Raw genomic sequence first — 26,018 nt, 5'->3', positions numbered from 1 at the left:
CCCAACCGCCCGGACCTCCGCATCTGCTCCGGTCCGGGCGGGGTTAGCGAGCGCCAGCCTTCGGCTGGCGCAGGAAAAAGGTCAGGCCGCGAGGAAAGAAAGGCCGAGAAAGAAAGGAGGTTGGAATGATGGAAAACCCTTGGGAGGGCCACGGGAACGAGGGTTGGGAGATGGAAGACCTTGGGCAGGAGTTGGCCTACTGGCTGGACTGGGCGGACGGGGTTATCTGCGACCTGCCGGAGCCTGGGGAGGATGAGGAGGCGGAGGCCCGGGAGGGGCAGGCGTTCCTCTACGGGTGGGAGGAGCTCGATGAGCCCCAGGACCTGCCCGCTTCGGCGGGGGTGGGGTTGCTCTGGGTTCTGCTGGAGCTGGAGGGCCACGCTGGGGTCTACGAGGAGGTGCTGGCTCGGACCAAGCTCTACGCCTTCCGCCACCTTCTTGGGGAGAGGGCACCTGACCTTCCCCTTCTCCGCCGGGAGGATGGCAGCGTTCTCCTCACCAAGGAAGACCTCTTGGGCCACCTGGACCGGGTCCTGGAGCTCTACCACCTGGACTTCCCCCTCCAGGCGTACCGGGAGCTTAGGGCCTGGCGCGAGGCCCGTCCCCACCTGGTCCAGGGGGACTCCCCCGAGCTCCTTGGCCTCCTGGCGGTGTTGGAGGTGGCCTGGGACTGTCTGGAGCGCCACTTGGAGCACGACCCGGACCGCTCTCTCCAACCCTATGCTCCACCGGAGCACCTGGCCGAGCGGCTACGGCTGCGCAAGTCGGGGCTCCTGGTCCGGCTGGGGCGGAAGGGGGTGGTGGCGCCGGGGCTGGTTCGGGCCGTGCATCTCTCGCGGGACCTCTACGAGGTGATGGCCCTGGAGGCTTTGGTGGCCTGCGCGCTGGGGCTTTAGGGACGAGGGCAAGGGGCGAGGGTGGGGGCCAGCGCCCCACCCTCCTTGCTGTTGGCGGAGGTGCGCATGCGCAAGGAACAGGGTGCGGCTGCGGCGGTGATCTACGTGGACGCTTCCGTGGACACGGAGGCCGGGTTGGCGGGCGTGGCGGTGCTGGGGCTCCTGCAGCGGAAGGGGGGTGGCCGGGTCATCGCCACCGCCGCCTTCCCTGCGGGGGACGCCAACCAGGCGGAGGCCATGGCGGTGGAGCTGGGGCTGAGGCTGGCCAGGCAGGTCCTGGGCCCTGGGGCTAAGGTGACCCTGGTGTGCGACAACCGCTCCGTGGTGGAGCACCTCCAGAAGGGGACGCGCAACGGCCGTTCGGAGGTCAGCGTTGCCCTGGACGGGGCCAGGTCCGCCGCCAAGGGCCTGAAGGTGTCCTTCCGGCACCGGGAGCGGCGGAGCACGCCCGAGATGGTATGGGTGGACGAGGAAGCGCGCCGGGTCCTCAACCTGGCCCGGGAGGCGGCGGCTCGCAAAGCGAGCCGCCCCAAGGCGAGGCCAGTTCCCAAGGGCTTCCTACCCCGTCTGCTTGGGGCTTTGCGCCGCCTCCTGCGAGGGCTGGGGGACTAGGCTGGGAGGGGCCCCGTCCCCTGACGGGGTCCCATCCCCCTCCTAAGAGGAGGGTTCAGGTCCGTGGGCAAGATCGCCCCGGCCCACCAGCTCCCGCGCCGCCTTCAGGGCCACCTCCAGCTCCTCATCCCCCGGCCTCTCCACCGTGAACCGCTGGAGAAAGAGGCCCAGGGCCATAAGGGCTGGCACCCTGGGCATGAGGCGAAAGAGCTCGTAGGAAACCCCCACCAGGAGGGGCAGGAGGCCGAGCTTGAGGCCGAGGAAGAGAAGGGGGTTCCCCTCCGGGAGGGGAAGGAAGAGCCCGTAGAAGAGCACCGCCAGCAGGAAGGACATTCCCAAGAACGCCGTGCCGCACCGGGGGTGGTAGGGGCTTTGGCGGCGGGCCTCCTCCAGGGTGAGGGGAAGCCCCCGTTCCAGAAGGTGGACCACCATGTGCTCGGCCCCGTGGTAGCGGAGAAGGGACCGGAAGGGAGGCAACAGAACAAGGAGGCGGAAGTACGCCAAGAGCCCCGCCAGGGAAAGCGCCTCAAAAAGGGCGTAGTAGAGAAAGGGCTGGGTCTGGCGGTCCAGGAGGGCGTCAGCCACCCTCATAGGGAGAACGAGGCCCAAGGCGAGGGGCACGGGGAGGAGGAGGAGGGTGAGGAGGGCGGCCAAAAGGGCCTCCAAAGGGGTGATGCCCCGGGTTTCCGGAAGGAGGCCCATGGCCTTCCAGGAGTCCCGCAGGGTGGCCCACAGGGCGGCTAGGCCCCGGAGGAGGGGAAGGTCCGTCCCCACCCTCGAGGCCTTCCACACCTCCACCCCCTGACCGTGGGCCAAGACGGCTCGCTCCCCGTCGGTGAGGAAGACGGCACCTGGCAGGGAAAACCCTGACACGACACGCAGCATATGTTGGCTATAATAGCGTCGTCCCGCCACGACCGAAGGGGTGCAGGCGCTAGCACGCAAAACGAATCGGCCACCCTGTCTGTACGGGCGTCCTCGTCAACAAGACCGAGATTACCCGCCCCTAGCCGAGGGCTAGAAGGGCCACCCGCAGGAGATGAGGTGGTCCAGGTACTTCTTGAGGTTTGGGTGGGGTGGGTCGGCGAAGTCCAGTTGAACCCTGGCAAAGCGGGTCACCGAACTAAGGCCAGGCGGTGAGAAGGCTTTGGCTCCAGACCAAGACTGCTCCAGAGGGGGCTGGCACAGGAAGGAGAGATCGATGGACCTCAAGGAAACCTTGAAGCGCATGGCTTGGGAATACCTGGAACGGGAGGGATTGCCCCTCGAGGTTTATCCCAACCTGGTCAGGCTCTATGCCCACGCCGCCGTGGGCTGGAAAGACGCCCGGAAGCCCAAGGCCATTCGGGAGCTGGAGGACGAGGTCGCTCCCTTTCTTGCGCCAACAGAGCGGGTCAAGGGGTGGTTCCTGCGGGACGTGAAGAACCTCCCCGACCTCCTGGTGGAGGTGCCCCTGCGGCTTTTGGGCAAGGAGCGGAAGGATTTCTCCGAGGAAGCGTGGCAAAGGGCCAGGAGGCTCCTCTTTCGGGGCTTCTCCGGCTTTGAGGCGGCCATCTGGCTCCTCTGGAGGGAGGAGGCCCGCCAGGGGGGAGGTTGGTGGAACGTGGTCCTGAACGCCGAAAGGCGCTTGGGGGGCGAAACCGCATGGGCCCTCCTCCTATCCCGGGCCTATGTGATGCTTCGGAGAAGGGGTTTGGAGCCCAACCCCTTGCGACCGGAGGCTTGAGGGGGTCTCAGGGCTTTCTACCCAAAAGGGAGTACACGCTCTTTTTGGAGCTTCTCTCAAGGTTATGTCCTGCTCACCTGATGAGGCCCGAATGAGGAGGGACGTTGGGGTCGCCTTTATCGTGCCTTGTAGGTTCCCATGTGAACTGGTAATCCGACTCAAGGCTAAGGTTGTACCTACGGTGGGTTTCCCAAATGACTCCAGACCAGTTAGCTCGCGAGTGAGGGTGTCTAAGGCTTGGGGGGCCAGCTGGCGAAGCGAGAGCAAAGCGAGGAGAAGGCGCTACAGCTTTTACCCTCTGCCTACGCCATGAGGCTCACGGGGGAAGGGCTGCTGAAGAGGGGGCAGGTGGTCCCAAGCCCTTTTCCGTGCATTGAAGGCAGACCCTTGAGGGGAGTAAATGGGTGCAACTGGCCTTCCCCCCTAAGTTCCGACGAAGCCGGGGGGATAGAGGCGCTGCTGCCAGGAGGCGAGGGCTTCTTTGAGCGCCTCCCGCCACCAGGTCCGGGGGAAGCGATGCGGAGCCCTCAGGAGAAGGAAGAGCCCGGAGTAGTCCCGCCACTTCCGCCAACCGGCCCCCCCCTTTCCCGCTGCCACCTCCCCCGCAGCGTTTCCCCAAGGAGCAACCCCAAAGCGTAGGCAAAGGCTAAAAGCCATAGCGTCTTCTCCGCATTCTCCCGCCGCTTGTTCATCAGGTTCCCCATCCCCAAGTAGCTCTTCAGGTCCCGAAAGGACTCCTCTATCTTCATCCGTTCCCGGTACACCCCCAAAAGCTCCTCCACCGGCAGGTTCCCCATCACCCAAAGCGGCTCCTCCCACGAAGCCTCCCACACCCCCACCCCGTTCACCCTCCATCCCCCCTCAGAACCCCCCGTCCACGCCCTCCGCTCCCCACGCTCAAGCCGCAAGGGAATCCGCCGCCCCTCCTCGTCCTCCACCTGCGCCTTCCCCCTGGCGTTCCACCGGATGGCTCGTCCCCTCCGCCGCCAAGGCGGTCTGGGAAAAGAGGCCCACGCGCGCGGGTATCGCCCTCCCCTTGTAGGGCTGGGCCAGGGGGAACACCCAAAAGCCTCGCCCTCCGTCCCGCAACCTTCCCCCATAGGGGGTGCGCTCGGCCTGGGGACGGAGGCGTTCCATGGCCTTGTGGTTAGCTTCCTCGTCGCTTTTGCGGGGGGAGCCCGAAGCCAGGATGGCGTAGCCCAAGCGGGCCACCTTCTCCGTGTCCTTGGGCCTAGGGGCCACTAGGCTCCACAAACGGCGTCAGGTCCTTGTAGGAGATGGGCCATCCCCTCATCGCCTACGCATTCTGACTTTTCGGAACCCAGAGGGGAAGGTCAGCGTTCCCCGTTGACCCCACTTGCCCCAGGTGGTAAGCTTCCCGGAAACGGGAGGTGGAGGATGAAGCGGATCTGGATTGGGTTATTGGCCTTGGTACTGCTTGGCGTTTGGCCTGCCTGGGCGCAGCAGTCCCGGCTTGACGTGGTGAAGAGCCGGGGGCGTCTGGTGTGCGGGGTGAACGCCGTTCTCCCCGGCTTTGGCTTTTTGGACCAGAAGACGGGCAAGTACACGGGCTTTGACGTGGAATTTTGCCGGGCGGTGTCCGCCGCCCTCTTCGGCGACCCCGACAAGGTGGACTACGTGCCCCTAGACGCCCGGGTCCGCTTCCAGGCGGTGCAAAACGGCGAGGTGGACGTAGCTTTCCGCAACACCACGGTGACCGCCAACCGCGATGGGGCCCTGGGGGTGGACTTCCTGCCCGTCAACTTTTACGACGGCCAAGGGGTGATGATCAAGAAGGGCCGGGCCAACGCCTTGCGGGAACTGGAGGGGGCCACCTTCTGCACCACCCAGGGCACCACCAACGAGAAGAACATCTCCGACTACATCCGGGCGCAGAAGTGGCGGAACACCCGGCTTCTCACCTTTGAGGACGGGGCCAAGGTGATGGCGGCCTTCCTGCAGGGGCGGTGCGACGCCTTCACGGCGGACAAGTCCCAGTTGGTGGGCTTCCGCGCCACCGCCCCCAACCCCGAGGAGCTGGTCATCCTTAAGGAAACCATATCCAAGGAGCCCCTGGCGGGCTTCGTGCGGGAGAACGACTCCCGCTGGCGGGATGCCTTGTCCTGGGTCGTGTGGGCCACCATCCAGGCGGAGGAGTTCGGGATCACTAGCAAGAACCTGGACCAATACCTGAAAAGCGAGGTGCCGGAGATCCGCCGCTTCCTAGGCCTCGAGGGCACCCTGGGCCAGGATCTAGGCCTGCCCAAGGACTTCGTGGTCCGGGTGATCCGGGCCGTGGGCAACTACGGGGAGATTTACGACCGCTTCTTCGGGCCTAAGAGCCCCTTCCACATCCCCCGCACCGGCACCCTGAACGCCTTGCAACGGTACGGGGGCCTCATGTACAGCCCGCCCTTCCGCTAGCCCCATGCCCCGACTGCGGGACCTCCTCATGCAGGCTGTGGTCCTAGGCCTGGTGGCCTGGGGCCTGGCTACCCTTTGGGCCACGGCCAAGGCGCGGATGGCGGCCCAGGGCATCCCCTTTAGCTACGCCTTCCTCTGGCAGGAGGCGGGCTTCTCCTTGAGCGAGGGCACTACCTTCGCCCCCGGGGAGGGGTTTCGCCCCTACCTGCCCTCTGACACCTACCTCCAGGCCCTCTTGGCGGGGTTTTTGAACACGCTCAAGGTGACCCTCCTGGGCTTGGTGGGGGCCACCTTGCTGGGGATCTTGTTGGCTTTGGGGAGGCTTTCCGTCAACCCCTTGGCCCGGGGCTTGGCCTTCGCTTACGTGGAGGCCCTTCGCAACACGCCCTTGCTCTTGCAACTGTTCGTGTGGTACTTCGCCATCCTCCTCAAGCTCCCCCCCTGGGAGCGTGGCCTCTCCTTCGCCGGGGCCTTCTTGTCCCAGCGGGGCCTCCTCCTCCCCGAGTTGGCCCTAGGCCCGGGGGGTTGGGGCCTGGTCCTGGCGGGGCTTTGGGCCTTGGCCTTCCGGCGGAGGGCCTTCCTGGCCCTTGGCGGGGCATTGGCTCTCCTTCTCGCCTCCTGGGCCTTCCTAGGGCCCCCCCTCCTGGCCCGGCCCGCCGTCCCGGGGCCCTTCGGGCCGGTGGGGGGCTTCTTCCTCTCCCCGGAGTACGCCGCCCTGCTCTTCGGGGTGACCCTCTACACCTCCGCCTTCGTGGCCGAGGTGGTGCGGGGGGCGATCCTGGCGGTGCCCCGGGGCCAGTGGGAGGCGGCCTACGCCTTAGGGCTTTCCTATCTGGACACCTTCCGCCGGGTGATCCTCCCCCAGGCGGTGCGTATCGCCGTGCCACCCCTGGCCAACCAGTACCTCAACCTGGCCAAAAACACCTCCTTGGGGGTGGCGGTGGGCTACCCCGACCTCTTCTCCGTCTACAGCACCGTGGCCAACCAGTCGGGGCGTAGCCTCGAGGCCATCCTCCTGGTCATGGCCGTCTACCTCAGCCTTAGCCTTGGCATCAGCGCCCTCGTGAACGCGTACAACCGCCGCGTGGCCCTGAGGTGGAAGCTATGAGCCTCTTCCGCGCCCTCTTTGGCAGCCTGGGGAACACCCTGGTAAGCCTCGTTTTGCTTCTCCTTCTGTTCTTCGTGGGTCGGTCGCTTTTCCTCTGGGCCCTGGAGGCGGAGTGGCGGGTGGTGACGGACAACCTCCGCTACTTCTTCCTGGGGCAGCTACCCCGGGAGATGACCTGGAGGGTCTATGGCCTCCTGGGGGCGGGGTTTCTCGTCCTGTGGGGCTGGCTTGGCCTTTTGCGAGCCGTCCGCCTTCGCCGGCCCGGGCTGGTGCTGGGGGTAGGCCTGGCCCTTGGCCTCTTCTTCCTTCCCCTTCCGGTGACCCTGTGGGGCGGGCTTCTCCTCTCCCTCCTCCTTTCCCTAAGCGCCATGGCCCTAGCCTTCCCCTTGGGGGTGGCCCTGGCCCTGGGGCGGCAGAGTCGGCTTCCCGTGGTGCGGCTCCTGAGCATCGCCTACATCGAGGCGGTGCGGGGCGTGCCCTTGGTTTCCCTCCTCTTTTTGGCCTTCGTCACCCTGCCCCTCTTCCTGCCCGAGGGCGTGCGGCTGCCCCAGGTGGTGCGGGCCCTTTTGGCGTTTACCCTGTTTGCCGCCGCCTACCTGGCAGAAAACGTGCGGGGGGGCTTGCAGGCCATCCCCAAGGGGCAGTGGGAGGCGGCGCTTAGCCTCGGGCTCACCCCCTTCCAGGCCCTGCGCTTCGTGGTCCTGCCCCAGGCCCTTCGGGCCGTGGTGCCGGCCCTGGTAGGCCAGTACATCGCCCTTTTCAAGGACACCTCCTTGGTGGCCCTCATCGGGATCCTGGACCTCATGGGCGTGGCCCGTGCGGTCCTGGCTAACCCGCAGAACGTGGGCCTGGAGCGGGAGGTCTACCTGTTCTTGGCCCTGGTGTACCTTGGGGTTTCGGGCGCTTTCTCGTACCTAGGCCGCCGCGTGGAGGCGGCCCAGGGGCTAGGCCGGAGGTGAGGCGTGGAACCCATCATCCGCATCCACAACCTGCACAAGTGGTTTGGCTCCCTGCACGTTTTGCGGGGCATCAACCTGGAGGTGGCCCCCGGGGAGAAGCTTGTCATCATCGGCCCCTCGGGCTCGGGGAAGAGCACGCTCATCCGGTGCATCAACCGCCTGGAGGACTTCCAGGAGGGGGAGGTGGTGGTGGACGGGCACAACGTGAAGGAGGAGCGGGCCTTGAGGGAGGTGCGGCGGGAGGTGGGGATGGTCTTCCAGCAGTTCAACCTCTTCCCGCACATGACGGTGCTGGAGAACATCACCTTGGCGCCCATGCGGGTGCGGGGTTGGACGAGGGAGAAGGCGGAGGGGAAGGCCTTGGAGCTGTTGGAGCGGGTGGGGATCCTGGACCAGGCGCGGAAGTACCCGGCGGAGCTGTCTGGGGGGCAACAGCAGCGGGTGGCCATTGCCCGGGCGTTGGCCATGGAGCCCAAGGTGATGCTGTTTGACGAGCCCACGAGCGCCCTGGACCCGGAGATGGTGGGGGAGGTGCTGGACGTGATGCGGGACTTAGCGCGGGGGGGCATGACGATGCTGGTGGTGACGCACGAGATGGGGTTTGCGCGGGAGGTGGCGGACCGGGTGATTTTCATGGACCGGGGGCAGGTGGTGGAGGAGGGGAGGCCGGAGGAGATCTTCACCCGGCCCAAGGAGGAGCGGACCAAGGCCTTCCTGGAGCGGGTTCTGCACCATTAGGGAGCGCAGGGGACGGGGCTTCATGGATACATGAGCAGGCGCCCGTCCGTTTTGCGCCGAAGGCGGGCTACCAGCGGCCCCCTGGCCTGCCCCAAGGGGGCTCCCGCTGGGAGCCTTCCCGTAAGATGGCAAGGTGATGTCCGGCGCCAACCGCTTTTTCCTCGGCCTCTTTCTCTTCCTCCTCGCCCTCTGGGCCCTGGCGAAGCTCTACACCCTCCTCCTTTGGGTCTTCCTCGCCTTCACCCTGGCAGCGGCCCTGGACCCCTTGGTGCGGGCGCTACGGCGCTTCCTCCCCCAGCCCTCCGCCGTTCTCTTCGCCTATTTAGGGGTCCTCGGGGTTCTGGCCCTTGGGGTCTACTTGGCTAGACCGCTTTTGCTGGCGCAGTTCCACAGCCTCGCCGAGGTGTTGCCCCAGGTCCTGGCCTTCGTGGACCAGAACTTTGGCCTCTCCCTTCCCGGCCTGGCCTCCTCCTTGGCCCCTTCCTTCCGCTTCGCCGGCGATCTTGCCTTGAGGGTGGGGGAAACGGTTTCCGAGCTGGTCCTGGCCCTGGTGCTGGCGGTGATGATCAGCCTCGAGCCCCACCTGGTAGCCCGAGCCGCCCCTTACTTGCCCGGGGACGGCTGGCGGGAGGTTCTGGAAGAAACCTGGCGGCGGATGGGCTACTGGGCCCGGGCCCAGTTCCTCATCGCCCTCTCCTTCGCCCTCCTGTTTGGCGGCTGGCTCTTCCTCCTCAAGGTGCCGAGCCCCTTCGCCCTGGGGGTGTTGGGGGGGATCCTGGAGGTGGTGCCCTTCGTGGGGGGCATCTCGGCGGCGCTTCTCGCCGCCTTGGTAGCCCTTTCCGCCCTGGGCCCCGTTTCCGCCCTCCTGGTGCTCGCCGGGTACGGGGGCATCGCCCTCTTGGAGGGCAAGGTCCTCATCCCCTTCATCTACGGGCGCACCCTGGGCTTCCACCCCGCTGTGGTTCTCCTCGCCATCTTCGCCTTCGGGAAGCTCTTCGGCGTTTTGGGCATCTTCCTCGCCGTGCCCATGACCATCCTGGCCTCTGGGCTCCTTTCCCACTGGCGTCGGTGACGGCTCCTCGGACGGGAAGTCCGAAGCTACAAGCTGGGTTTCGCCGGACCTCGGTTCTCACAGAAGGGCCCCTACGGGATCCATCCCCGAAGGTTCCTTTCGAGCCCTGGCCAGGACATTCCGTGCGGCGGCCACGACCCTCTAACCCCCCACGTGAACCACGGGCCGTCTGCTCCGGTCCGGCTCGTGGCGGCGCAGGACCTCATGGGTGAGGGTGGGCACATCGCCCTCGCCGAAAAGGAGAAAGTCCAAGGCGGCCTGCAAGGGACCCTCGTCCCCCCACTCGAAGTAGATGTGGGGCCGCTTGCCCGTGCGCTCCCGCAGGTAGAGGAGGAAAGCGGCTAGGGTGTTGGGGGCGGCGGTGCCCAGGATGCGGAAGACCTTGACCTCAGGGTGGTCCACCCCCCAGACCCAGGCCACCCTGGTGAACTCCGAGGGGTCCTGGACGTAGACCTCCACAAAGTAGATGGGGTCGTGGGCGGGGATGTGGGTGGCCTCCCGGATGCGGCGCTCCTTTTCCCAGTAGGCGGCAAGCCCACCCCGTTCCGGGCGGTGGGCCACCAGGCGGAGGGGCGCTTCCTGCTCTTTCAGAAGGGCCACGAAGCGTTCCGCCATCTCGTCCAGGGCAAAGCCCTCCACCCTGAGCTCGAAGGAGCGCAGGGCGCGGGAGAGGAGGGACACGAAAAGGGTGGCGGCGATGAAAAAGGAGGCGATGCGCACCCCGTCCGGCCGCTCCACCACGTTGGCCACGAGGACGTAGCCGAACACGGGAAGGAGGGCCCGGAAGTAGGCGGCTTCCCGCCGCCTTTCCCGCTTCGCCAGGAGGTAGACGCCCAAAGCGGCGGAGGTCATGACCACCAGGACCCCCGTGGCGTAGGCGGCGGCCTGGGCCTCTACCCGGGCGCGGAAGAGGAGGGTGAGGGCGAAGCCCACCCCGGTGAAAAAGAGGACGAGGAGCCGCCGTTGCTTGGCCCACTCCGGGGCCATGCCGAAGCGGGGTAGGTAGCGGGGCACGATGGTGAGGAGACCGGCCATGGCGCTGGCCCCAGCGAACCAGAGGATGACGATGGAAAAGAGGTCGTAAAGGCTTCCAAACCCCTCCCCTAGGTAGCGGTGCGCCAGGAAGCTGATGGCCCTTCCCGCAACCTCTTCGCTACGCCAAAGGTGCTCCGGGATCAGGAGGGCCGTGGCGAAGCCCGCCGCCACCAGGAAGGCGCCCATGACCAAGGCGGCGGCGAGGAGAAGGCGGTGCCCTCCCCGGATCCGGCCCAAGGGCCGCTCGGGGGTATCGGCGGGCCCGCCCCGGATCAGGGGCATGAGGGCCACGCCGGTTTCGTACCCGGATAGGCCCAAGGCCAGCTTGGGGAAGGCGATGAGGGTGACGAGGAGAAGCCCAGCCGGGTCGGGCTCGGCGGCCAGGAGTTTCCGCCACCAGCCCTCCAGGTGCTCGGGGCGAAGGTGGGCAAGGGCCACGGCCAGGGTGAGGGCGTTCAGGGCCAGGTAACCCAGGGTGATGGGGACCGCCAGGCCGATGGCTTCCCGGAAACCCAGGTAGAAAACGAAGCCCAAAAGGCCCACGAGAAAGAGGGTGAGCCCCACCTGGTGCCCCTGCAGCCAAGCGGGGGTCAAGGGGTTTCCTAGGAGATGGACAGCGGCGTCGGCGGCGGAGAGGGTGATGGTGATCATGAAGTCGGTGGCCATGAAGCCCAGGACCACCAGGACCACCATCTTCCCCCGCCAGCCCGGGAGGAGCCGGGTGAGAAGGCCCACCGAGCCCTGGCCGTCGGGGCTCACCTCCGCCAGACGGCGGTACACGGGGTAGACGGCGAAGAGGGCGAAGGCCACCAGGCTAAGGTTGGCCAAGGGGGAAAGAAGCCCCGCCGCCAGCAGGGCGATGCCCGGCTGGTACCCCAAGGAGGAGAAGAGGTCTACCCCGGTCAGGCAGAGGACCTGCCACCAGGCGTAGCGGCCCTCCTCAGCGGAAGCGGTGGTATCCGGAGAGGGCTTCATGGCTTGCTGAGCGCCGCTTCTACCCCAGGGGGAACCCAGCCGTACGTTTGGTAAAGCGCCGCCGCGCGGCGGAGGGCCTCCTTGGCCTCACCCGCCTTCCCCTCCTTGCCCAGGGCGAGGCCAAGGAGGTAGAGGGCCAAGGGGTTTTCGGGCGCTAGGGCCACCGCCTTGCGGAGCATGGCCTCGGAGCGGGCCAAGCCTTGTGGGCTCCTCGGGCCCCGGAGCACCCCGCCTTTGGCCTGCTCCCCCCGGTAGTAGTAGAACTGGCTCCGGACGTAGGCGAAGGGGAGGGGTTCCACCTGCGTGGGGGTGAGGGTGCCCTCCCGGGTCCGGTAGGCGAGGATGGCCCCGTCCCCGCCGTACTGGGGCTCGGCGAAGCGCAGGCCCTGGGCGGTGGCCACAAGGAGGCCCCGGTGCCGGGGGAAAGGGGTGGGCTCCGAGGGGTCCACCAGGTAATCGCGGTTTCCCAGGCGCAGGACCGCCACGGCGTGCCCCAGGTTGCTCCGCTTGCCCTCGGGGTTCTCGTAGACCATGTACACGCCTGCCCGGAAACCCGCCTCCTCCAGGAGGCCTTGCACCAGCACCGCCTGGAGGAGGCACTGCCGTTCCCCTTTGCGGGCGGCGTAGGCGAACTCGTAGCCCTCCTCGAGGCTGAAGCGGGGGAGAAGGCGCTTGATCGCCTGGAAGGCCCAGGTGGCCGCCTGTAGGGGAGGCGCCTTGGCTTGGCGGCGCAGGGCTTCCTGGAGGGTCTGGCCGAAGGCGTGGCGGTACGCCTCTTCCCACCAGGCCCTGAAGGGGGGGGCCCCGGGGACCTCCCGGTAGGAGTCCTGGACCAGGGTGGCGAAGGCAGGGCTATCCAAGGGGAAGGCCCGGGCGAATAGGCTCAGGCAAAGGGCGAGAAGGGTAAAAAGCCGTTTCACGGGCATTGACTATACACCCAAAGGCGGCGGCGAAGCGGAACCTTTACCCGGGGTTGGGCCGGGCGGCTTCCCCTTCCGGCAGGAACAGGACCCGGGCGCGGTCGTCGTAGCCCAAAAGCCCGGCAAATCGGCCCCACTCGCGGATCACCCCCAGGACCCGCCTGGCCTCGGGCTCGGGCAGGTGTTCCCGAAGCCACTCCAAAACCCGTTCCTCGGGGATTTCCTTGCGCTCCTGGAGCGCCCGGTGGAGCCGGGCCATGAGGGGCACGCGCCGCAGGAGGTGCTCGGCGAACATCACCTGGCGCTCCTTGGGCGTGGCTTCGGCCCAGGCCCTTCCCGCCGGGTCGAGTTCCACATCGCCCCGCTCTATTCGGGCGAAACCCAGAAGCTCTAAGGCTTCCACCAGGGGAAAAAGCTCATCCACCTCCAAGCCTTCCTCCTCCGCCAAAAGGGGCAGGTCCACCCGGCCCCCGTGGGCCGCCATCGCCTCGGCCAGGCTCGAGAGGCGCTCCACCGGGGCCTCGGGGAGGCGGAGGAGCTCTTCCTCCAGGTGCCGCTCCACCACCTCCCGTTCCGTAAGGACCTGGTAGATCTCCTCCACCAAGGCGCGGAAGGGGGGGTCGCCGGGGTCCCGGGGGTAAGGGAGGCGGATGGGGATTGCCCGGCCCACTCGGGCGGGGCTTCCCTGGAGGACCAGGGCCCGGTCGGCCAGGGCCACCGCCTCCTCGATGTTGTGGGTTACCAGGACCACTGCCCGGGTGGAAAGCCGCCCCGCAAGCCAAAGGTCCAAGAGGTCCCCCCGCAGGCCCTCGGCGGTCAAGGGGTCCAAAGCGGAAAAGGCCTCGTCCAGGAGGAGGACCAGGGGCTCCACCACCAAGGCCCGGGCGAAGCCCACCCGCTGCTTCATCCCCCCGGAAAGCTCCTTGGGCAGGGCCTCCTCAAACCCCTTAAGCCCGATGAGGGCGATGGCCTCCCGCGCCCTTTGGAGCCGCTCCTCCCGGGGTACCCCCCTGGCCTCGAGGCCCAAGGCCACGTTTTCCAGCACGGAAAGCCAGGGGAAGAGGGCGAAGGTCTGGAACACCATGGCCACCCCCTCCACCGGGCCCCGGACGGGCCGCCCCAGGAAGCGCACCTCCCCGGCGTCCGGGGGGATGAGCCCCGCCAGGATGCGGAGGAGGGTACTCTTGCCCCCGCCCGAGCGGCCCAAAAGGGCCACGATCTCCCCCTCCCGCACCTCCAGGTCCACCCCCTCCAGGACCTTGAAGGGCTTCTCCCCGGTCTGGTACGCCTTGGCGATCCCCTTGGCCACGAGCAGCATCGATCCCCCCTTAAAGCCGGAAGCGCTCCTCCGCCAGGCGGTACAGCCGCCGCCAGAGGAGGCGGTTTAGGGCCACCACGTAAAGGCTCATCACGGCGATCCCCAGGAGGAGGTGGGGCCCTTGGCCCTCCTCCAGGGTCCAGCGGGCGATGTAGCTCCCCAGGCCCGTGGCCTCCAGGGTATGGCCGCGCCACGCCACCACCTCGGCCACGATGGAGGCGTTCCAGGTGCCACCGCTTGCGGTGATGAGGCCGGTGACCAGATAGGGGAAGCTGGCGGGGAGGAGGAGGCGCCGCCAAAGGGCCCAGCCCCGTAGCCCAAAGCTCTTGGCCGCTTCCTTTAGGTCCTCCGGCACCGCCATGCTCCCGGCCAGGGCGTTGAAGAGGATGTACCACTGGGTGCCCAGGGCCATGAGGAAAGCGGAGAACACCTCCAGGGAGAGGTGGAAGCGAAGGAGCAGATAGGCGAAAAAAGGGTAGAGGAGGTTGGCGGGAAAGGCGGCGAGGAACTGCAAGAAGGCCTGCACCCGCGCGGCGAGCCGGGGCCTTTGGCCGAGGAGGATCCCCACGGGAACCCAGACCAGGGTGGCCAGGAGCATGATCCCGAGCACCCTAAGGAGGGTAAGGAACCCCAGGTAGAGGACATGCCCCACCTCCGCCAGGCCCAAGGGCCGCAGGGCGGCGAGGAGGGCCATGAGGCCCCAGGCGGCGAAAAGGCTTAAGAGGAGGTAAAGGGGCCAAAGGGGAAGGGATACGGGCCGGGAGGCCCGGAAGCGGCGCTCGAAGTGAAGGAGGCCCTCCAAGACCCAGGTGGCCCCGGCCTCCGCCAGGCGGCGCGCCGCCCGGGTGCGCCGCAGGAGGTCCAGAACCCAGCTTCGCGCCGGTTCGTGGGCGGGGCGGTCCTCGTACTTGAAGCGCTGGCTCCAGGCCACCAGGGGCCGGAACAGGAGCTGGTCGTAAAGGAGGATGACCCCCAGCATGGCCAAGGCGGCGAGGCCCAGGGCGGCCAGGTTTCCCTGGGCCAGGGCTACCGCCATGTACGAGCCGATGCCCGGCAGGTCTACCTCGGTCTTCCCCACGGCGATGGCCTCCGAGGCTACCACGAAGAACCAGCCCCCCGACATGGACATCATGGCGTTGTAGACCAGGCCGGGCAGGGCGAAGGGCACCTCCAGCCGCAGGAAGCGTTGCCAAGGCGTGAGGCGGAAAAGCCTCGCCGCCTCGTCCAGCTCCCGGGGCACGGTTTTGAGGGACTGGTAGAAGCTGAAGGCCATGTTCCAGGCTTGGGAGGTGAAGACGGCGAAGACCGCCGCCAGCTCAAAGCCCAAGGCCCTCCCAGGAAATAGGGCGGCGAAGGCCCCCACCGTGGCCGCCAGGAAGCCGAGGACGGGAACGGATTGGAGAATGTCCAAAAGGGCCACCAGGAGGGCCTCGAGGCGGGTCTTGGCCGCCAAAGGGGCGTAGAGCAGGGTGAAGAGGGTGGAAAGGGCCAAGGCGAGCCCCATGCGAAAGGCGGTGCGCAGGGCGTATTCCGGCAGGTGGGCAGGGTTCAAGGAGACGGCCTGGGGGGCGAGGGGGCCAGCCGCCTCCTGGGAGGCGCGGAGGAGGAGGGCCAAAAGGGCCAGGGTGACGCCCAAGGCCAGGAGGTCGTAGCGGTTGGGCCGCTGGCGGAGGAGGGGTACCATGGGGTTCCTCTAGGTGGGGACGTGATGCGCCGGCTTCCTTGCGGCATTCTACGCCCTGGGTCAACCGGGGCTCGGCTCATAGGAGCCCGAAGAGGGTTAGGAGGAGGACCGTTAGCACGAAAAGGGTGATGGCCACGAAGGTCCAGTCCCCCTCCTCGGCGAAGAGGAGGGCGGAAAGGGCGACCCGGGTCACGGGGGTGAGGACGAGGACGTAAAGGCCCGCCCAGGCCAAGGTTTCCGCAAAGCGGGGGCCGAGCGGGAGCCATCCCAGGTGTCCAAGCCCCCCCAGGGCCAAAAGCGCCGCGGCCAGGAGCACTCCCAAGCGGAGCGTCCACGCAAGGAGGATCTCCCGTCCCCTCACCCCCTCACCCCCTGGAGGACCATTTCTACTCCCAAGGCGGCGATGGTCAGGGCGAAGACCAGCCGGAGCCTGGGTGTGGGGGTACCGGGCAGGAGGCGGGCTCCCCAAAAGGCGCCCATTAGGACCCCAAGCACCACGGGGAAGGCCACCCAGGGGTCCACGTAGCCCCGGCGGAAGTAAAGCCCGGCGCTGGCCGCCGCCGTCACCCCGATCATGAAGTTGGAGGTGGTGGTGGAAACCTTATAGGGCAGGCCCATGACCCGGTCCATGGCCAACACCTTAAGGGCCCCGGAGCCGATGCCCAGTAGCCCCGAAAGGGCGCCGGCCACTCCCATGAGGAGGAAGCCCTGGGGCAGGGCGCGCACCCCGTAGGCCACCTCGCCGCCAGCGCCGGGGTAGCGGCCGGGAAGCCGGAGCCTCGAGGCCAGGGGATGGGAGGCGTGGGGTGGGACCGGGTGGTCCTGGTGCCGGGAGCGGTAGGAGAGGTACGCAGCGTGGAGAAGGACGAGCCCGAAGAGGACGGAAACCCAGGCCTTGGGCAACACCCCTAGCAGGCTCGCCCCCAAGAGGGCCCCCAAGGTGGTGGCCATCTCTAGGAACATGCCTAACCGCAGGTTGATGTACCCTTCCCGAACGTAGGCTGCGGCGGCCCCGCTGCTGGTGGCGATGACGGAAACCAACGAGGCTCCCAGGGCGTGGTGCAGGTCCACCCCAAAGACCAGCACCAAAAGGGGGACCAGCACCACCCCGCCCCCCAGGCCGGTGAGGCTTCCCAAAAGCCCCGCCAAAAAGCTTCCCCCGAATACGCCAAGGGTGAAAGGGAGGGGGTCCATGCCCCTAGGTTACCCCGCCTGCACGCCCACCGGGCCGCTGAAGGTCCCCGTCACCACGATCTTCCCGCCCTTCACCGCCACGGAAAGCAAGGGAACGGGGCGCGGCGGGGGACCTGCCACCACCTGGTCGGTAAAGGGGTTGTACTCCCCGCCGTGGCAGGGGCACTGCATGACTTCCTGGCCCGGGTGCCAAAGGCTAATGATGCAGCCCAGATGGGTGCACACCGCCGAGTACACCAGGAGGTCCCCGGCGGCGTGGGCTTTGACCTCAGGGGCCATGCGGTTGGGGTCCAGGCGCAGGGCGAGGAGGGTGTTCTTGGGGTCGCCGCTCCGCACCGTTCCCGTCTTGGGGTCCATGGGGTAGGCCAGGACGAAGGGGCCGCCCAGGGGGAGGCTTTGCGGGTCTATGGGCGTGCCCTGGTTGTGCCCGGTGGCGTAGACGAGGACGTCCCCCACCTGGGGGGGCAACTTGTCCGGGGACCGGGACGCTGGGGGTACCAGGTCCTTGGCCACCAGAAGGGCGGAAAGGGTGGCGAAACCCACGCTTGTGCCGATGAGCCCTAGGATCAGCCGTCGTTGGCTCTGAAGCTTTGGGTCTTCCCGTTCCATACTCACCTCCGTTGCACGCGGTAATCCTTGCCCTCCCAACGCCCTTCCTCGGGGTAGTACAGGGTGAAGTTGAGCTCGGCGTGGTCCTCGAGGTCCACCAAGACCCCGTGGAGGCCGAAGGGCAGGGGTACGGAGTCCAGGTCCTGCACCTCCTTCCACCCGTCTACCCCTAGGTGGAGCCGGAAGGGTTGGCGCGCCTCCACTAAAAGCCGCTCCCCTTCGTTCAAGAAGGTCAAGGGGACCTCGGAACGGAAGTGGCGTACCCGGGGCTTCGCCCCCCGGAGGTAGCGCTCGGCCACCCGCCCCAGCCGCTCCACCGGCCCCTCCCCCTGCGCCCAGGCCAGGTAGAGCTTTAGGTACTCGGCGTGGGCCCAGACCAAGGGCATGGCGCTGCCCGAGGGTTTGCCCGGAAAGAGGTTCCGCTCGGGAATGCCCGGGGCGTCCCAAACCTGTTCCGGGATGAGACCTCCGGGGCCGGTTCCCCGGGCCATGCTCCTCAAGTAGGGCTCGGGGTCTTCCCCCATGAGCCACGCCTGCAGGCCCCGTTCCCCCGTGAGGAGGGGCCAGGCCCGGCCCCGGCCGGTGCCGTCAAAGGGTCGTCCATCCTCGTGCTCTCCGTAGCCGTCCTCCGGGTAGCGGTGGTAGAAGACCCCGGTGGGGAGTTCCACGCGCAAAAGGGCGTCCACCAGCTTGAGGGTGTCCAGGACCCGTGGGTCGTGGGGTTCCCTTAGGCCCAAGCGCACCAGCCAGAGGAACTCCAGGCCAAGGAGCGCCCCCACCTCGAGGCTCTCCCCCCCTCGGTTGGCCAGGAACACCCGGCCCCTAGGCCCCAGGGGACCGGGCGGCGCCAGGCGCACGTAGTGGCCCTGGGTCCCGTGGGCCTGGTCCAGGGCCGTACCCTCCACGTAGCACCACTCCTCCACCCTGGCGTTCCAACAGTCGGCCAAGGAGAGGGCATACTCCGCCTCTTCTCCCTCCAGGAACCCGTAAAGGGCGGCCCCCGCCAAGGCGGCGATGGTCAGGGCCAGGGTGAAGGGGGAAAGCCCGGGGTTTTCCTCCCAGCGGTCCTGGGGGCTCACGGGGCCCTCCCGGGCCAGGTAGGCGGCGGCTTGCCTGGCCATACGGCGGGCCACCCCGTTCAGGGTTCCCAGGTGGCCTCCCTCCTTCATCCGCAGGGCCAGGAGGAGGGGAAGCGCGGCTTCGTCCAGCTGCACCCCCTGCCAGTAGGGCCTCCCGTCAGGGAAAAAGTTCTGGGGCCAGTGGCCGTCCCGGGCCTGGGTGGCGGCCAGGTAGGCCAGGATCCCTTGGGCCTCCTCTGCCCGGTCCAGGGCCAGGAGGGCGAAGGCCGCCTCCACCGCATCCCGGGTCCAGACCAGGTGGTACCCCCCGAGGTCGTCCCGGGTGTTGCCCCAGGGTACCGAGAGGCTCGCCACCAGGGCTCCCTTGAAGGTCCGGTCTGCGTGCACTTGTAGGACATGGTAGGAAACGAGAGCCTCCCGCTTGAGCTCCCCATCTGCCCCGGGGAGGGAAACGCTTTGGGCCGCTTCCCAGGCCCGCTCGGCTCGGGTCTGGATGGCCTCGAGCCCTTCCGCCAGGGCGGCTTTGGCCAGGGTCAGGGCGCCCTCGGGGCTTGGGGCGAAGGCCAGGGCCAGCACGCCCTTGGCCTCCGCCAGCTCTCCCATCAGGGCCACGTTGCCGTCCTCCGCCTTGGGGAAGGCCCAGGTCATCCGGCCGTGGCGGGCGAAGTCCTGCCAGCCGTCCGAGAAGCCCACGTACCCAGCGCTCCCCCGGGCGAAGGGGCCTACCAAGGCCAGGGCGTGTCCCGTCTTGGCTGCCAGGAGCGCCCCTTCCTCCACCCAAGCGGCGTTCCCGTGTCCCGTTCCGCCCAGATGGGGGGCCAAAAGCGGGTAGAGCCTGAGCCCAACGCCTTCCAGGTCATAGGCGATGAGGAGGGCGTCCCGCTCGGGGTCGGGCAGGAAGGTAAGCGCAAGGCGATACCCCTCCCCCTCGTGGACCACCTTGACTTCGGGCCGGAGGGGCTCGGCCAGGAGCCGGTAGCGGTTCGCCCGCTTCACCTCCACCCAGAAACCATCCCCAGCCACGATAAACCCGAGGTCCCGCATCTGGGGCATGCCCGTGGCGGGCCAGTACACCTCGTTGAGGATGCCCCTTCCCAGGGTGTACCATACCCGGCTTCGCCCCAAGGCGGTTCCTACCCAGTCCTTGGCGCTGCTGGACCACGTGGGGGGAATGCCGGGTTTCCCAAAGGCTTCCATTAGACCACCTCCTGATCGGTGAACAGCCGGGCCTCCTCCGCAACTTGAGCCACCCGCAAGGGAGGCAGGTCCTCTCCCTGGGCGAGGCGAAGAAGGGCCTGGCGCTTGCCCGCCCCCAGGGCTAGGAAGAGGACCTCCCGGGTACCCCGGAAGGCCTGGGGGGTGAGGGTGAGGCGGAGGGGAGGGGGCTTGGAGCCCTGGACCACCTCCACCAAGCGGGAGGAAACCAGGGCCCGGCTTCCCGGGAAAAGGCTCGCCGTGTGCCCATCCTCGCCGATGCCCAAGAGGGCAAAGTCCAAAGGCAGGTGGGGGGCCAGGCGCTGTTCCATCCAATCCCGGGCCTCCTCCGGGGGCATGCCCAAAGGGAAGGGGAGGAGCCGGGAGGCCAAGGGGCCCAAGGCTTGCGCCACCTTTTGGAGGTTCGTTCCCGGGTCCGAGGGGGGGAGCCAGCGCTCGTCTGAGAGGAGGAGGACGCCCGTGTAGTGGGGAGCCAGGCGGGCGAGGGCGCGGTACAGGGGAAGGGGGGTTTCGCCCCCTGCCAGCACCCCATTTTGGCCACGGGTGAGCTGGGAAAGGAGCCAAGCCAGGGCCGCTTCCAGGGCCGATTGGGGGGAGGAGAAGACCTCAATCCGCATCCTGCCTCCGCACCGGATGCCCCCCAAAGGCCCGCCGCACCAAGGCCAGGAGGCGGTAGCGCAACGAGGCTTTACCTTGGCTTTCCCAGCGGGCGAAGAGGGCCTGGGCCAAGGCGGGCACGGGAAGGCCACGGCGCAAGGCCTCCTCCACGGCCCAGCGGCCCTCCCCGGAGTCCGCCACCAAGGGCTCCACCGCCAAATCGCCCGCCAGGACCTCGGCAAAACGGTCCAGAAGGAAGGAGCGCACGATGGTACCCCGGCGCCACGCACCCACCACCGCCTGGGGATCCAAGTCCAGCTCCTCCTGGGCCGCGGCCAAAAGCTCGATTCCCTCGGCGTAAGCCTCCATGAGGGCGTACTCGATCCCGTTGTGGACCATCTTGGCGTAGTGGCCTGCCCCCAGCGTTCCCGCGTGCACGAAGCCTCCCTCGGGCGCCAGGGCTTGGAGGTAGGGCAGGATGCGCTCCACCAGCGCCCTTTCCCCTCCCACCATCAGGCCGTAGCCCTCCTCCTCCCCGAACAGGCCCCCCGAAACCCCCACGTCCAAAAACCCCACGCCCAAAGCGGCGAGCTCGTGGCCCCGGCGCTGGCTCTGCCAGTAGGGGGAATTCCCCCCATCCACCACCAGATCCCCGGGGGCAAGCTGGGGTTTGAGGGCCTCTAGGGCCTCCTCCACCCCGTTTGCGGGCACCATGAGCCAGAGGTTGCGGGGTGGAGGAAGCCGGGAGAGGAGTTCGGCCAGGCTATCCGCCACAGGAACGCCCCCGTTTGCGGCTCTAGCCCGGGCTGCCGGATCGGGGTCGTACCCCAGGACGGGAAGGCCTGCCCCGCTCCAGCGGCGGGCCATGCCCAACCCCATGCGGCCGAGACCGAGGAGCCCCATCATGAGCCACCCCCTATGGGGAGGAGGCTGTGGCCAGGGAGGAGGAATCCCTCGAGGCTAGGCCCCTCGCTTCCTTGGGGGTAGACCTGGGGTGTTCCCCTACGCCAGGCCCGAAGCACCGGGTCCACCACCCGCCACGCCTCTTCCACCTCCGCCTCCGAAGGGAAGAAGGTGAGGTCCCCCGCTAAGGCGGCCAGGAGAAGCTCCTCGTAGGCGCTAAACTCCGGCTCAGGGCCTAGGCGGAACTCCAGGGTTTCCTCCCGGTTCCCAGGGCCCAGGAGGGTGAGCTCCAGGGCTACGGTGGGTTTGAGCCGGAACAGGAGCCTTCCCCGCCGCCCCTCTGGTGAGGGGTGCAGGAAGAGGGTGATGTGGCCAAGCCCTTGGGCAAGCCGCTTGCCGCTTCGCAGGTAGAAGGGCACTCCGAGCCAACGGGGGGCCTGGGAGGTAAGGCGCAAGGCGGCGTAGGTTTCTGTCCGGGAGGCGGGGGCCACGCCATCCTCCTCCTGATAACCCTGGTACTGTCCTCGCACCGCATTCTGGGGGTCGGCGGGGAGCAAGGCCCTTAGGGCCTCGGCTCGGGCCGCCCGTAGGGAGCTTCCTTCCAGCCGAGCCGGGGGGTCCATGGCCACCAGGGCCAGGAGTTGCATCAGGTGGTTTTGGAGCATATCCCGCAGGGCCCCCGTCCCCTCGTAGTAACGGGCCCTTCCCTCTAGCCCCAGGCTTTCGGCGTAGGTGATCTCCACGTAAGCGGCACCTTGGCGGCTGAAGAGCGCCTCGAGGCTAGGGTTTTCCCTCCGCAGGTGAAGGAGGTTTTGCACGGCGTACTTGCCCACAAAATGGTCCATGCGGAGCACCTGCTCCTCCCGGAAGTAGCGGTGGAGGAGGCGGTTGAGCGCTTGGGCGGAGGCGAGGTCCGTGCCAAAGGGCTTTTCCACCACCACCCGGCGCCAGCCCGTACGCTCCCGGCCCAAGCCTAAGACCCCCAGGGCCCGCGCCGCCTTGGGGAAGAGGGCAGGGGGGAGGGCCAGGTAGAAGAGGGCGGGGCCTGGAAGGCCCCGGAGAAATCCCAGGCCCTGGGTGGAGATCTCGGCTTGGCGGTAGGCGATCCAGCCCTTGAGCTCTTCCCACGCCCTGAGATCCACCCCGTTCCGGCGGCGCAGAAAGCTTTCCAGATGCTCCTGCACCGCATCGAGGCTCCAGGGTTCGGCCCCCACCCCAAGGATCTGGAGCCGCGGGAGCCGCCCCGCCTGGTGCAGCGCCACCAGGGAGGGGAAGAGTAGCCTCCGGGAAAGGTCGCCTGTGATGCCCAGGACCACCAGGTGGATGGGCTCTCCGTTCCTCATGGCTTCACCGGTCCTGCCTTTTTGGTTTCGTCCAACACCTTGGAGGTGTACACCCCTAGCCCGGTGGGGGGTGGTAGGTGGTCCTTCAGGACGAAGTCCGGGCGGGGCTGGCTGTCCACGAAGGCGGCGATGTCCCGGGCCTCCTCCGGGGTCAGGTTGGGGTTGCCCAGGGGCATGGCCCCGTGGATGAAGGCGGCCAGGTTCTGCCAGTTGGCCATGCCCGCCCCGGCGTTGAACGAGCGCGGGCCCCACAGGGGCGGCCCCACCTGCCCCTCCCCGTTTGGCCCGTGGCAGACAGCGCACTTTTGCTGGTAAAGCGCCTGGCCGCGGTTGGGGTCAGCCGCCTTCCAGTCCACCTGGAGGGGCTTGAGGGCGTTGGGCCCTGTGGGACTTTTGGGGTTCATTTTCATGGGCATGCCCTGGGACAAGGAGGTGATGTAGGCGTCGAGGGCCACCATGACGGCGCTGCCCAAGGGGGGCAGGGTGCCGTTCATGCTCCGCATGAAGCAGTCCCCGATCCGGTTTTGCAGGGTAATCACCGCTTTTTCCCGGGACGAGTAGGCGGGAAAAGCGGTGGCGGTGCCCACCAAGGTCAGCCCTTTCGGATCGGTGCCCCCGTTAAGGTGGCAGGAGGTGCAGTTGAGGTTGTTGCCCACGTAGGGCTGGGATAGGGGATGGTCCTTGGTGTTCAGGAAGATCTCCTTGCCCAGGGCCACCACCTGGTCCAAGGACTCGGGGAAGTCGGCGGGTAGGGAAGGATAAGCGTTGCTTGAAGCGCCCGCAGCCACGGGACCTTGGCCCTGGGGGGTGCCGATGCGATGCCGCAGGTCGTCTATGGCGAAGTAGAGGCTGGTAAAGCCAAGCCCCACCAGAACCAGGGTCATTATGGTGAGGAGCGTGTCCAATTTCGGGGGCTTCATGGGTTCCTCCTGCTATAGGGCATAGGTACGTACTGCACGCTGGGGCGGCGCATCTGGGTTTGGGGGTAGAGCTCCATCAGGGAGTACACCTCCTTGGGCATGGCGGTGGCAACGGGCAGGCCCAGGCCGCGGGCCTCCTCCACGGTGATGGGGTAGTCGTGGGTCCAAGTGCCCTGGGAGAGGAGGCGGGCGGTGGTGCGGGCCTTGTCAGGGTCCATATGCTTGGCGAGGAGCTTCTCCGCCACCTCCGCCACCTGCCGCATGGCCTTGGCGGCGATGTCCGCCTTGATGAGGGTGGCGTCTTCGATCTTGTCCAGGGGCTTGGTCTGCAGCAAGGCTAGGAGGCTTGCCGCCGGGTAGTCCCCAATCTGGGGGTCGATGGGCCCCAAAACGGCGTTTTCGTCCATGACGATCTCGTCCGCCGCCAAGGCGATCAGGGTACCCCCGGACATGGCGTAGTGGGGCACGAAGACCGTGACCTTGGAAGGGTGGCGCAGGAGGGCCAGGGCGATTTGCTCCGCCGCCAGCACCAGGCCTCCTGGCGTGTGCAGGATGAGGTCTATGGGCACGCCTGGGTCGGTCAGCCGGATGGCCCGCAAAACCTCCTCCGAGTCGTCCACGTCGATGTAGCGCACTAGGGGTACCCCGAGGAGGCTGATGGCCTCCTGGCGGTGGATGAGGGTGATAACCCGGCTACCCCGCTTCCTTTCCAAGGCGAGGATTTGCCGGGTGCGGGCGGCCTCGAGGGCCTGCCTTTGCAGGTAGGGGCTCAAGAAGGTGAAGATGAGAAAGAGCCAAAAGAGGGCGTTGAGGAGGTCTGAGGCGTTCACTGCCCACCCCCGGCGGGCCGCACCTGTACCTCAAAGGTCCGCCCCTGCCGCCATACCTTGAGGTTCACGGCCTGACCCGGCTTGAGGTTGGCGAGGAGGTTTTGCAGGTCCGTGGGTTGCGTGAGGGGGTTGCCGTTCGCCTCCAGCAGCACATCGCCGTCGACGCCCACCTGCACGGTCTGGCCGGTGACGGGGTCTTGCAGGCTTACGAAGCGGCTAGCCCCCTTGAGCCCGGCCTTTTGGGCGGGCAGGCCTGGGGTGACCCGTTGCACCAAAAGGCCCTGCTCCGGCAGGCCGTACTGGGCCCGGAGGCTTGGCGGAAGGGCGCCTAGGGGCAGGACCTCCACGCCGATGCGGGGACGCTTCGCTAGGATCTCCGCCTCCGTCACCTGCTTGCCCGCCTTCATGGCGGGAAGCCACTCTTTTACCAGGTTGATGGGGATGGCGAACCCGATGCCCGAGTACTGGGGCGCCCCCACTTGCCCCGTGGGGGAGAGGATGGCCGTGTTTACCCCGATCACCTCACCCCGGGAATCCAAGAGGGGTCCCCCGGAGTTCCCTGGGTTGATGGGGGCGTCCGTCTGGATGAGCTTGGGCACCAAAGGGTCCACCGCCCCGGGGTTCTGACGGATGGCGGAGATCACCCCCGTGGTCACGGTGAACTCCAGCCCGAAGGGATTGCCGATGGCGATGGCCTTCTGGCCCACAAGAAGCCGGTCCGAGTCGCCCAGGGGAAGGACCGCTGGGGGCTTCGCCTCCACCTTGAGGAGGGCGAGGTCCAAGGCGGGCACCGAGCCCACCAGCTTGGCGGGCAAGGCCTTGGGGTTCCCCTGGAGCTGGACCTCTATCCGCTCCGCCCCTTGGACCACGTGGTAATTGGTCAGGATGTAGCCCTCAGGGTCCACGAAGAAGCCGGAACCCGTTCCCACCTGCGGGGGTTGCAGGAAGGGGGCGAAGAAGGGGGCGAACTGGGGCGGGATGTTGCGGGGAAGGGCTTGGCCGGGTACGTAGCTTTGCACCAGGACCACCCCGGGCCCATACTTGGCGGCGATCTCCACCGTGTTGGCCTCGTCTGGGAGCAAACCGCTGGGTCCCGCCACCGGGGAGGGGGTTTGCGCCGGGAAGCCCTGCCCATCCCCCCGCTCCCAGGCCCACCAGAATACGGCGCCCGCCAGGCTTAGCGCCAAAAGGACCAGAACCGCACGCACCTTAGCCATACGCACCTCCCATAGCCCACCCTAGGGGACGGATCTAAAGCGGAGCTGAAGCGTTGCCCGCCCCCCTCACGGCCTAGGGACGGTTTGGCCCCCTTGGGGATCCCCAGGATGCGCCCGGGCCCGCCAGCGGGGTAGAGCAGAAGGGCCCTTGCCGCAAGGGAGGATGGATGAACTCATTACGACCTTGCCATACTGGATGTGATGCTTCCCGGAATGGACGGCTTCTCCCTCTTGCGAAGGCTAAGAGAGGCGCATCGGCCTCCCGTGTTGATGCTCACCGCCCGGGGCGAGGTGGAGGATCGAGTGGAGGGCCTGGAGGCGGGGGCGGACGACTACCTCGCCAAGCCCTTCCACCTCAAGGAGCTTCGGGCTCGGGTGCGAGCCCTCCTGCGTCGGGCCCACGGCGAGGCCGCCAACGTGGTGGTTCGGGGCCGCCTTACCCTGGACCTGGAAGGCAGGCGTGCTTACAGAAAAGGGGGTGTGGGGGCCATAATGCCCCGGTTTTCAAACCAGGGATACATGGACCCCCACGCGCTCCGAAGGAGCGTGTAGCGGGATAAGCGAAAAGCGCGCTATCCTACGTGGAGGACGGGGACGCGCAAAGCCTTCAAGTACCGCCTCTACCCCACCCAGCCCCAGGCCAA

The 26,018-nt window shown here is 67.6% G+C and carries 25 protein-coding genes and 1 pseudogene; 9 read left to right on the top strand and 17 right to left on the bottom strand.

From position 1 onward, the window contains the following. Positions 1-128: 128 nt before the first annotated feature. Both ABXG85_RS10315 and ABXG85_RS10310 read left to right on the top strand, forming a co-directional pair. Complete coding sequence (locus tag ABXG85_RS10315; RefSeq protein ID WP_353513548.1) at positions 129-896, top strand: hypothetical protein; 768 nt, start codon at positions 129-131, stop codon at positions 894-896. Positions 897-962: 66 nt separating this feature from the next. After that, entirely contained in the window at positions 963-1,508 is a 546-nt protein-coding gene (locus ABXG85_RS10310) for a ribonuclease H family protein (RefSeq protein ID WP_353513547.1), read from the top strand. A gap of 42 nt (positions 1,509-1,550) precedes the next feature. Here the strand turns inward: ABXG85_RS10310 and ABXG85_RS10305 are convergent, their stop codons facing one another. Beyond that, positions 1,551-2,393 carry a DUF1385 domain-containing protein gene (locus tag ABXG85_RS10305; protein ID WP_353513546.1) on the bottom strand — a complete coding sequence of 281 codons (843 nt, stop codon included), beginning with the start codon at positions 2,391-2,393 and terminating at the stop codon, positions 1,551-1,553. Positions 2,394-2,709: 316 nt separating this feature from the next. Here ABXG85_RS10305 and ABXG85_RS10300 point away from each other — a divergent pair, with 316 nt between their 5' ends. After that, entirely contained in the window at positions 2,710-3,234 is a 525-nt protein-coding gene (locus ABXG85_RS10300; RefSeq protein ID WP_353513545.1) for a hypothetical protein, read from the top strand. A gap of 527 nt (positions 3,235-3,761) precedes the next feature. Here the strand turns inward: ABXG85_RS10300 and ABXG85_RS10295 are convergent. Continuing rightward, on the bottom strand, positions 3,762-4,142 hold the full coding sequence (locus ABXG85_RS10295; protein ID WP_353513544.1) for a transposase: 381 nt from the start codon (positions 4,140-4,142) through the stop codon (positions 3,762-3,764). After that, on the bottom strand, positions 4,132-4,488 hold the full coding sequence (locus tag ABXG85_RS10290; protein ID WP_353513543.1) for a hypothetical protein: 357 nt from the start codon (positions 4,486-4,488) through the stop codon (positions 4,132-4,134). The genes ABXG85_RS10295 and ABXG85_RS10290 overlap by 11 nt, the downstream gene beginning before the upstream one ends. Before the next feature lie 144 nt (positions 4,489-4,632). Between ABXG85_RS10290 and ABXG85_RS10285 the strand changes: the two genes are divergently transcribed. The 5 genes from ABXG85_RS10285 (at position 4,633) to ABXG85_RS10265 (ending at position 9,535) form a co-directional block, all read left to right on the top strand. Continuing rightward, a complete protein-coding gene (locus tag ABXG85_RS10285) occupies positions 4,633-5,658 on the top strand; it encodes an amino acid ABC transporter substrate-binding protein (protein WP_353513542.1) in 1,026 nt (341 codons plus the stop codon). Positions 5,659-5,662: 4 nt separating this feature from the next. Next, positions 5,663-6,766 carry an amino acid ABC transporter permease gene (locus ABXG85_RS10280; RefSeq protein ID WP_353513541.1) on the top strand — a complete coding sequence of 368 codons (1,104 nt, stop codon included), beginning with the start codon at positions 5,663-5,665 and terminating at the stop codon, positions 6,764-6,766. After that, entirely contained in the window at positions 6,763-7,725 is a 963-nt protein-coding gene (locus ABXG85_RS10275; RefSeq protein ID WP_353513540.1) for an amino acid ABC transporter permease, read from the top strand. The genes ABXG85_RS10280 and ABXG85_RS10275 overlap by 4 nt, the downstream gene beginning before the upstream one ends. Before the next feature lie 3 nt (positions 7,726-7,728). Further along, a complete protein-coding gene (locus ABXG85_RS10270; protein WP_353513539.1) occupies positions 7,729-8,463 on the top strand; it encodes an amino acid ABC transporter ATP-binding protein in 735 nt (244 codons plus the stop codon). A 136-nt stretch (positions 8,464-8,599) separates the two neighbouring features. After that, positions 8,600-9,535 (top strand): AI-2E family transporter, encoded by a 936-nt coding sequence (locus tag ABXG85_RS10265; RefSeq protein WP_353513538.1) that lies wholly within the window; start codon positions 8,600-8,602, stop codon positions 9,533-9,535. A gap of 141 nt (positions 9,536-9,676) precedes the next feature. Here the strand turns inward: ABXG85_RS10265 and ABXG85_RS10260 are convergent, their stop codons facing one another. From ABXG85_RS10260 to ABXG85_RS10195, 14 genes are all read right to left on the bottom strand, one after another. After that, positions 9,677-11,545, bottom strand: coding sequence for an APC family permease (locus ABXG85_RS10260; RefSeq protein ID WP_353513537.1), 1,869 nt, complete (start codon positions 11,543-11,545; stop codon positions 9,677-9,679). Beyond that, positions 11,542-12,465 carry a hypothetical protein gene (locus ABXG85_RS10255; protein ID WP_353513536.1) on the bottom strand — a complete coding sequence of 308 codons (924 nt, stop codon included), beginning with the start codon at positions 12,463-12,465 and terminating at the stop codon, positions 11,542-11,544. The genes ABXG85_RS10260 and ABXG85_RS10255 overlap by 4 nt, the downstream gene beginning before the upstream one ends. A gap of 43 nt (positions 12,466-12,508) precedes the next feature. After that, the gene (locus ABXG85_RS10250; protein ID WP_353513535.1) at positions 12,509-13,783 is read right to left on the bottom strand and encodes an ABC transporter ATP-binding protein; all 1,275 of its coding nucleotides are present in this window, start codon (positions 13,781-13,783) and stop codon (positions 12,509-12,511) included. 10 nt (positions 13,784-13,793) lie between these two features. Then, entirely contained in the window at positions 13,794-15,467 is a 1,674-nt protein-coding gene (locus tag ABXG85_RS10245; protein WP_353513534.1) for an ABC transporter permease, read from the bottom strand. Positions 15,468-15,543: 76 nt separating this feature from the next. After that, positions 15,544-15,828 (bottom strand): DUF1634 domain-containing protein, encoded by a 285-nt coding sequence (locus tag ABXG85_RS10240; RefSeq protein ID WP_353513533.1) that lies wholly within the window; start codon positions 15,826-15,828, stop codon positions 15,544-15,546. Beyond that, positions 15,825-16,661, bottom strand: coding sequence for a sulfite exporter TauE/SafE family protein (locus tag ABXG85_RS10235; protein ID WP_353513532.1), 837 nt, complete (start codon positions 16,659-16,661; stop codon positions 15,825-15,827). Before ABXG85_RS10235 ends, ABXG85_RS10240 begins: the two co-directional genes overlap by 4 nt. 9 nt (positions 16,662-16,670) lie before the next feature. Next, positions 16,671-17,270 carry a QcrA and Rieske domain-containing protein gene (locus tag ABXG85_RS10230; protein ID WP_353513531.1) on the bottom strand — a complete coding sequence of 200 codons (600 nt, stop codon included), beginning with the start codon at positions 17,268-17,270 and terminating at the stop codon, positions 16,671-16,673. Positions 17,271-17,272: 2 nt separating this feature from the next. After that, a complete protein-coding gene (locus ABXG85_RS10225; protein WP_353513530.1) occupies positions 17,273-19,546 on the bottom strand; it encodes a glycoside hydrolase family 15 protein in 2,274 nt (757 codons plus the stop codon). Then, positions 19,546-20,181, bottom strand: coding sequence for a 6-phosphogluconolactonase (locus tag ABXG85_RS10220; protein WP_353513529.1), 636 nt, complete (start codon positions 20,179-20,181; stop codon positions 19,546-19,548). The genes ABXG85_RS10225 and ABXG85_RS10220 overlap by 1 nt, the downstream gene beginning before the upstream one ends. Next, complete coding sequence (locus ABXG85_RS10215; protein WP_353513528.1) at positions 20,171-21,067, bottom strand: NADP-dependent phosphogluconate dehydrogenase; 897 nt, start codon at positions 21,065-21,067, stop codon at positions 20,171-20,173. The genes ABXG85_RS10220 and ABXG85_RS10215 overlap by 11 nt, the downstream gene beginning before the upstream one ends. Beyond that, positions 21,064-22,407, bottom strand: a complete 1,344-nt coding sequence (locus ABXG85_RS10210) for a glucose-6-phosphate dehydrogenase (protein WP_353513527.1) — start codon at positions 22,405-22,407, stop codon at positions 21,064-21,066. Before ABXG85_RS10210 ends, ABXG85_RS10215 begins: the two co-directional genes overlap by 4 nt. Next, positions 22,404-23,327 (bottom strand): c-type cytochrome, encoded by a 924-nt coding sequence (locus ABXG85_RS10205; RefSeq protein WP_353513526.1) that lies wholly within the window; start codon positions 23,325-23,327, stop codon positions 22,404-22,406. The genes ABXG85_RS10210 and ABXG85_RS10205 overlap by 4 nt, the downstream gene beginning before the upstream one ends. After that, the gene (locus tag ABXG85_RS10200) at positions 23,324-24,157 is read right to left on the bottom strand and encodes an SDH family Clp fold serine proteinase (protein WP_353513525.1); all 834 of its coding nucleotides are present in this window, start codon (positions 24,155-24,157) and stop codon (positions 23,324-23,326) included. The genes ABXG85_RS10205 and ABXG85_RS10200 overlap by 4 nt, the downstream gene beginning before the upstream one ends. Next, entirely contained in the window at positions 24,154-25,374 is a 1,221-nt protein-coding gene (locus tag ABXG85_RS10195) for a S1C family serine protease (RefSeq protein ID WP_353513524.1), read from the bottom strand. The genes ABXG85_RS10200 and ABXG85_RS10195 overlap by 4 nt, the downstream gene beginning before the upstream one ends. 186 nt (positions 25,375-25,560) lie before the next feature. Between ABXG85_RS10195 and ABXG85_RS12920 the strand changes: the two are divergent. Next, positions 25,561-25,926: pseudogene (locus ABXG85_RS12920) on the top strand (response regulator); the annotation flags it as partial. Positions 25,927-26,018 lie beyond the last annotated feature (92 nt).

Origin of the sequence: Thermus sp. LT1-2-5 (genome assembly GCF_040363165.1) — a bacterium.
In the GTDB taxonomy this organism is placed as follows: domain Bacteria; phylum Deinococcota; class Deinococci; order Deinococcales; family Thermaceae; genus Thermus.
Note: the sequence above shows the minus strand (reverse complement) of the source record. Positions and strands in the feature narration are given on the sequence as shown.